General features: G+C 70.2%; 8 protein-coding genes. 5 read left to right on the plus strand and 3 right to left on the minus strand.

Annotated features, from left to right (window positions below; translation table 11 throughout):
• Positions 1-4: 4 nt before the first annotated feature.
• The 3 genes from ACFFC4_RS17420 to ACFFC4_RS17430 are packed head-to-tail and all read right to left on the minus strand — an operon-like array spanning position 5 to position 1,945.
• Positions 5-766, minus strand: coding sequence for a hypothetical protein (locus ACFFC4_RS17420; RefSeq protein ID WP_375503173.1), 762 nt, complete (start codon positions 764-766; stop codon positions 5-7).
• Between the two features lie 16 nt (positions 767-782).
• Complete coding sequence (locus ACFFC4_RS17425) at positions 783-1,274, minus strand: redoxin domain-containing protein (protein WP_375503175.1); 492 nt, start codon at positions 1,272-1,274, stop codon at positions 783-785.
• A gap of 56 nt (positions 1,275-1,330) precedes the next feature.
• Complete coding sequence (locus ACFFC4_RS17430; RefSeq protein WP_375503177.1) at positions 1,331-1,945, minus strand: methyltransferase domain-containing protein; 615 nt, start codon at positions 1,943-1,945, stop codon at positions 1,331-1,333.
• A gap of 214 nt (positions 1,946-2,159) precedes the next feature.
• Here ACFFC4_RS17430 and ACFFC4_RS17435 point away from each other — a divergent pair, with 214 nt between their 5' ends.
• The 5 genes from ACFFC4_RS17435 to ACFFC4_RS17455 all read left to right on the plus strand — a co-directional run.
• Positions 2,160-3,059, plus strand: coding sequence for an RNA polymerase sigma factor (locus ACFFC4_RS17435; RefSeq protein ID WP_375503179.1), 900 nt, complete (start codon positions 2,160-2,162; stop codon positions 3,057-3,059).
• A gap of 30 nt (positions 3,060-3,089) precedes the next feature.
• Positions 3,090-4,292 (plus strand): molybdopterin-dependent oxidoreductase, encoded by a 1,203-nt coding sequence (locus tag ACFFC4_RS17440; RefSeq protein WP_375503181.1) that lies wholly within the window; start codon positions 3,090-3,092, stop codon positions 4,290-4,292.
• Positions 4,292-4,762 carry a hypothetical protein gene (locus tag ACFFC4_RS17445; RefSeq protein WP_375503183.1) on the plus strand — a complete coding sequence of 157 codons (471 nt, stop codon included), beginning with the start codon at positions 4,292-4,294 and terminating at the stop codon, positions 4,760-4,762. Before ACFFC4_RS17440 ends, ACFFC4_RS17445 begins: the two co-directional genes overlap by 1 nt.
• Positions 4,749-6,098: a hypothetical protein gene (locus ACFFC4_RS17450; RefSeq protein WP_375503185.1), complete on the plus strand. Its 1,350-nt coding sequence runs from the start codon at positions 4,749-4,751 to the stop codon at positions 6,096-6,098. The genes ACFFC4_RS17445 and ACFFC4_RS17450 overlap by 14 nt, the downstream gene beginning before the upstream one ends.
• A gap of 65 nt (positions 6,099-6,163) precedes the next feature.
• The coding region (locus ACFFC4_RS17455; RefSeq protein WP_375503187.1) for a hypothetical protein at positions 6,164-6,389 on the plus strand (226 nt) is incomplete at its 3' end.

Genomic DNA, 6,389 nt, shown 5'->3' on the forward strand with positions numbered 1-6,389 from the left:
GCGGTTACTTCTTCTGCCGTCTGCTGCCGCCGTGCCAGTCCTCCTGCAGGCCGACGTCCTCGGCGTCCACGCCGAAGCTGCGGAGCTGGGGCCGCTCCCGCAGGCTGCGTTTGAGCTCGGCGAAACCGGGGAACGAGGCCAGCCCGACGACGTTGTCCCACAACGGACCGGCTTGCTCCTCGGTGGGCAGCCTGCTGATGACCGGTCCGAAGAACGCTACGCCGGCCGGCGGGTGGAACTGGATGATCGGCGTCCCCACGTCCTTACCGGTCAGCGCCAGGCCCTCGTCGGTCTCGCGACGCAACTCGGCGTCCCACGAGTCGTCGTCGAGCGCGTCGGCCAGCTCGGCAGGCAGCCCGGCTTCGGCGAGCGCGGGCTCGACGAACTCCCGCGTGCCTCGATAACCTCCGTCGGCGTGTGCCGGGTTGGACTCGGCGGCGGTGTCGAAGACCCGCGCGCCGAGGGCGGCGTACAGCGGGCCGACCGCAGCGCGGCCGTGCTCGGCCCGGGTGCGGGCGGCGACCCGCAGCAATCTCAGGCCGGCGGTGTGTCCTGCCTCGTAGCCGGCCGGGAAGTGACTGTCGTAGTCGGTCGAGGCGTTGATCAGCCGGAGCGAGATGAACCGCCAGTCGACGCTGTAGTCGCGTTGCGCCTGGACGAGTCGGACCCATTTGCTCGTCATCCAGGCGAACGGGCAGACGGGGTCGAAGTAGAAGTCGATGTCCGCGGGACTGCTCGCCTCACCGGCGCCGGTGTTATCGCTCATGGTCTGAGGCCGCCTCTCACGTCGACGCGTTCGCAGTCTGCGAACGCACATAACGAATCATGCCGAGGACGTCCTCGGGGACGAGCCGGCCGATCGCGCCGCTGGAGTACACGCTGACGAGGACGGCGCCCGTAGGGTCGAGCACGAATCCGGTGGACTGCAGGAACACCGGGTCGGCGCTGACGAAGGCCCCGGTCGCGGCTGCGATCGCCGCGGCGTCGGCGCTGTGCCCGACCGGGAAGCTGAGGCCGTGTTTGGCGACGGTCGCCTCCGTTGTCACCTCGTCGTCGACCGACAACGCGACGACCTTCGCGACGACCTCGGCCAACTCGCCCGCGGCCCGCTGGAAGGCCCGTAGCTGGGCGTTGCAGTACGGGCACCAGGCGCCGCGGTAGAACAGCACGACGCCGAAGCTGCCGGCGAGAGCGTCGGGGATCGTCAGCGTGTCCCCGCCGGCCAGCAGCACGCTGACGGTCGGGAACGAATCACCGGGACTGAGCAGAGGCATTCGGGGCTCCATGAAGGTTGCGCTGTGATCGGTCGGCATGGACGTCTCGGTCGTGCTCAGGACAACGGGTCTCCCGCAGGTGCGCGCAGGGCCATGAAGGCCCGGCGCTGACTCGTCCAGGCGGCCTCGATCCGGTAGCCGAGGGTGGTGGCGATCCGCTCGAGGGCGTGCCGGCCGACCAACGCCCAGGGGAACGTCGGCCCGACCGTCTGCCCGGCGCGGACGAAGCGCGCCGGCGAGCGCAGATACATGCCGGGCTCCTCGTGCGCCTCGACGAGGACGATGCCGGACGGGGCGAGCAGCTGCAGGGCACGGGTGAGCAGCGCTGCGGGGTCACCACCGATCCCGATGTTGCCGTCCAGCAGCAGAACGGTCTGCCACGTCCCCGCCGCAGGTACGCGACCGAACACGTCGTAGCGGCGCGCGTTCGCGCCCCGGGCACGCGCCAACGTGACGGCGGTGCCTGCGATGTCGATACCCAGGGCGCGGATTCCCCGTAGCTGCAGGGCCTCGACGATCCGTCCGGGCCCGCACCCCACGTCGAGCGCCGGGGCGACCACCGAGAGCAGCGCGTGCCGGTCGGCGTCGTCCGCGGGACGGACCCAGCGGTCCAGGTCGAGGGTCGTAACCGTGCGGTCCCCGTGCCGCAGCAGCAGGGTCTCGCCGTTCACCAGACACTGTTCATAGGGCAGTAGCGCGCCGGCCTCCATCGTCAGCCCGTCGCTCTGCTGGGCCGCGTCGGGACGAGCTCGGGAAATCCGTCAGCCGGTGTGTGCACGCCTTCTCCTGTCACAGGGGTCACTGCGTTGGTGACAAAGATGGCGGTTGTCTTACGTCCGACCGGAACAGCACCTCCCTCGGGCGGACCGTCCATACGATCGGGGTGTGCCGTCCCCTGCGCTCGCTGCTGTTCCCGACGACGCATCGACCGACTGGCGCGCCGAGCTCGCTGCGGTCGGCCCGGCCCGCGACCTCGCGATCGCTCGCCTGCACGCTTTTCTGATGCGGGCCGCCCACGCCGAGGCCCGACGTCGAGCGGTGAGCCTGGGTGTCGTCGGCCCGGAGCTGGACGACATCGCCGCCCAGGCCGCCGCCGATGCCGTGGTCTCGATCCTCCGACGACTGGACACCTTCCGCGGCGAGGCGCGTTTCACCACCTGGGCCTACAAATTCGTGGTCTTCGAGGTCGCTGGGAAGGTCAACCGACATCACTGGCAGCGGCGCACCGTTGTGCTGGACGACGACCGGTGGGCCCAGCTCCCGTCGCGACTCGGGATGGCGCCCGAGGAGAGCGCCGAGTGGCGCGAGCTCGTTCTCTCGCTGCGGCGCGCAGTCACCGAGGAACTCAGCGACCGCCAGCGGTCCGTGTTCACCGCCCTCGTGCTCGAAGGCAGGCCGCTGGACGAGCTGGTGGCCGACACCGGGTCATCCCGCGGGGCCGTCTACAAGACGATGTTCGACGCCCGACGTAAGCTTCGCGCCGCCCTCGTCACTGATGGTCATATCAGGGACAACACGTCCACGCACCAGAGCACACGCCGATCGCGACCAAGAGGTGAGCAGATGACCGGGTGGCACGCACTCGACCAGCTGCTGGCCACGGATCCGATCGACGGCGGCTGCGACACGGGCAGGGAACTGCTGGACATGTACGCCGAACGGCTTCGCGACGATGGCGACGCCGCCCGGCTACGGTTCCCGCAGGTTGCGGCGCACATCCGCGCGTGCGGCCCGTGCGCCGAAGACCTCGAAGGTTTGCTGCACGCTCTGGCCGCGCACGACTGAGTCCGAGGAGTTCTCGGAAAGGGCGTCACCGTGCCCGTACTGCACCTACCGCCCCATCCCCCGGCCCTGTGGCCCCGGTTCACCAGCCCGCTGCGCTCACTCGCGCTGACCGCCCGGCTCGGTCGCGTCCTCGGCATCTGCTTCGCGATCTGCTTCGTCACGGGCCTGCTCAGTCACTACCAGTACCAGGCGTGGTCCTGGCTGCCCGAGCCAGCGAGCCCGGTATGGCTGTATCGCGTGACCCAGGGCCTGCACGTGACGACAGGCGTGGCCACGATCCCGCTGCTGCTGGTCAAGCTCTGGTCGGTGTACCCGCGACTGTTCACCTGGCCGCCGGTCCGCACCCTCATCGAGGTGGTCGAGCGGTTGTCGGTGTTCGTGCTCGTCTCCTCCGCCCTCGTCGAGCTCCTGACCGGCTTCGTCAACACCCTCGACTGGTACCCGTGGCCATGGAGCTTCGTTCCCGTCCATCGATTCCTGGGCTACGTGCTGATCGGTTCGCTCGTGCTCCACATCGCGGTGAAGCTGCCCGACATCTCGCGTGGTCTGGCGACCCCGCTCGCCCACGACGGCACCGGATCCGAGGACGACACCAGCTCAGACGATGGCACGGTCTCCGAGGACGACACGGGCTCCGACCGCCCCGGGGTGTTGTCACGACGCGGCCTGCTGGTCGCGACCGGCTCAACCATGGGGCTCGTCATCGCCACGTCAGTCGGCTCGACTATCACCCCCTTGCAACACATCGGGCTCCTGAACGTCCGCCAATCGGCGGGAGCGCCCCAGGGTGTGCCGGTCAACAAGACCGCCGCGCAGGCGCGGATCGCGGGCCACGCGCAGTCCGCGACGTGGCGACTGCAGGTCATGGGTCCAATCGGCTTCACGCTCGGGCTCGAGGAGGTCGAGCGCCTGGCCCAGCACGCGGCCGACCTCCCGATCGCCTGCGTCGAGGGATGGAGCGTGGGCGCTCACTGGCGCGGCCTGCGCTTGATCGACCTCGTCCGGCGAGCCGGTGGGAACAGCGACTCGCAGATTCGGGTCGTCTCGCTGGAACAGCACGGCAGCTACCGGACCAGCATCGTCGACGGGCCCCAGGTCGGTCAGGCTCTGCTCGCCACCCACCTCAACAACGAGCGCCTCGACCTCGACCACGGGTACCCGCTCCGCCTGATCGCGCCGAACCGGGCCGGCGTGCACAACACCAAATGGCTCAGCCGGATCGAGGTCCTCTGATGCGCAAGATCCGGCTCACCCTCGGCGCGCTGGGGGTCGCGCTGGCCCTGTTCGGCGCGTTCCGCCTCGTCACCCAGATCCCGGTGGCCGATCTCGTCGTCCTGGCCGTGTGGTTGATCCTGGCCGTGGCGATCCACGACGGACTGCTCTCGCCGGCCGTCATCGCCGTGGGGTGGCTCGTCGCCCGCGTGACGCCTGCGCGGGCGGGCCGCTACGTCCAGAGCGCGCTGGTCGGCGGCGGGCTGATCTCGGTGATCGCGATACCCCTGATATATCGGGAAGGATCGCAGCCTGCCGACAAGGCCATCCTGCAGCAGAACTACGGCGGGAATCTCTCCGTCCTGCTCGCCATCGTCGCTGCGGCGAGTGTGCTCGCCTACGCCGGTCGGGTGGTGCACGATCACCGAACGCCCGCCACCGCCCCCGGCATCGAGTCCGACGGACGCGAGGGTGCCGATGACAGCCGCTGAGAGGTCGGTCCCCACCGTTCGACGCACGGCCGCGCCGGCGACCGGTGTCGCGGCGGCGCTGATCCTCATCGGCGTCGCTTTCGCGGTGCCGCCGTTGTTCGGCTGGCACGTGAACGCGTTGGGCCGCGCTCCGCTGAGCGCTCGATGGGATCCGAGAGTCGGACGCGGGACCGTCCCCGCGGTGGCCCTCGCACTGGCTGGTGCGCGCTGGGCACCGATGCTCGCGGCGTCGCTGCGTTGGTCGGGGCTGCTCCTGGGGGCTTTCTTGGCGTCATTGCTCTGGGCCGCTTCCTTGGCGATGGTCGACGGCAACCGCGGAATCGGCGGCATCCTCGGCAACAGCGGTGAGTATCTCGCGACGGCCCGCCGGGTCCATGGCGTGCCGACGCTGCTCCACCGGTTCGTCAGCCGCATTCCGCTGACCAGCCACGACAACTGGCCAACCCACGTGGCCGGGCACCCGCCAGGGGCGCTGCTGTTCTTCGTCCTGCTCGTCCATCTCGGCCTTGGCAGCGGGATCGCCGCCGGCTGGACAGTCGTGGTGATCGCGTCCACGACCGGGCCGGCCGTCCTCATCACGCTGCGCCGGCTTGGGGCCGAGCAGCAGGCCCGACGGGCGGCGCCTTTCCTGGTGTTCGGACCCTCGGCGATCTGGCTGGCCGTCTCGGCGGACGCCTTGTTCGCTGCGGTCGCCGCCTGGGGGCTCTGCTACCTGGCCCTGGCCGCCACGTCCGCTGTCCCGGCCCAGCGCCTCGTCTGGAGCCTGCTCAGCGGTGCGGTACTCGGGTACTGCTGCTTCCTGTCCTACGGCCTTCCGCTGCTCGCCGTGCTCGCGGCGGCGATCGTCGTGCTCGCCCGCCAACCCCGCGTCCTGCTCGCAGCGGGCGTCGGGGCGCTCGCCGTCGTCGCCGCGTTCGCGCTCGGCGGCTTCACCTGGTGGCACGCCTACCCAGTGCTCCGCAGCCGCTACTACGCCGGCATCGCTGACCGACGTCCCGCCTCGTACTGGCTGTGGGGCGATCTTGCTGCGCTGTGCGTCAGCGCCGGCCCGGTGCTCGGCGCATCGGTCGTCGCCGCGGGGCAGCGGCTGCGTACGCACCGCTTCGCAACGCCCTCCGATCCGGCGCCGGTGCTCACGCTCTGCGCAGCGGCGTGCATCGTGCTGGCCGACGTCTCCGAGATGAGCAAGGGCGAGGTCGAACGCATCTGGCTGCCCTTTGTTCCCTGGCTTCTCCTCGGCACGGCGTTGCTGACCAACACCTGGCGGCGACGAGGGCTGGCGTTGCAACTTCTCACCGCCGTCGTCGTGCAATCGCTCCTGTTCTCCCGTTGGTGACCGGCCAACGGACTTCGACGACGTACGCCCAGTGCCACGCTCCGCTGGATTGACGCGTCTGCCCGGTGACACCTGGGACGTTCGGGACGCGGTTCGACGACGTCACTCTCGCCGACGCTGTCCATCCCCGCACCGCGGCCGAGATCCTCACCAGCGCGCTCACCCGCGAGGACACCGCGACATCGGCCACCAGCGAACGGCACGCTGCGAAGGAGCCCGCGCTGCTGCTGGGCAAGCAGGTCGCCCAGTACCTCGACGCCCTCGACGTCGCCAGCCGGTCCCTGCTCGGGC

It is taken from the genome of uncultured Jatrophihabitans sp., from assembly GCF_964244045.1.
Lineage (GTDB): Bacteria > Actinomycetota > Actinomycetes > Mycobacteriales > Jatrophihabitantaceae > Jatrophihabitans.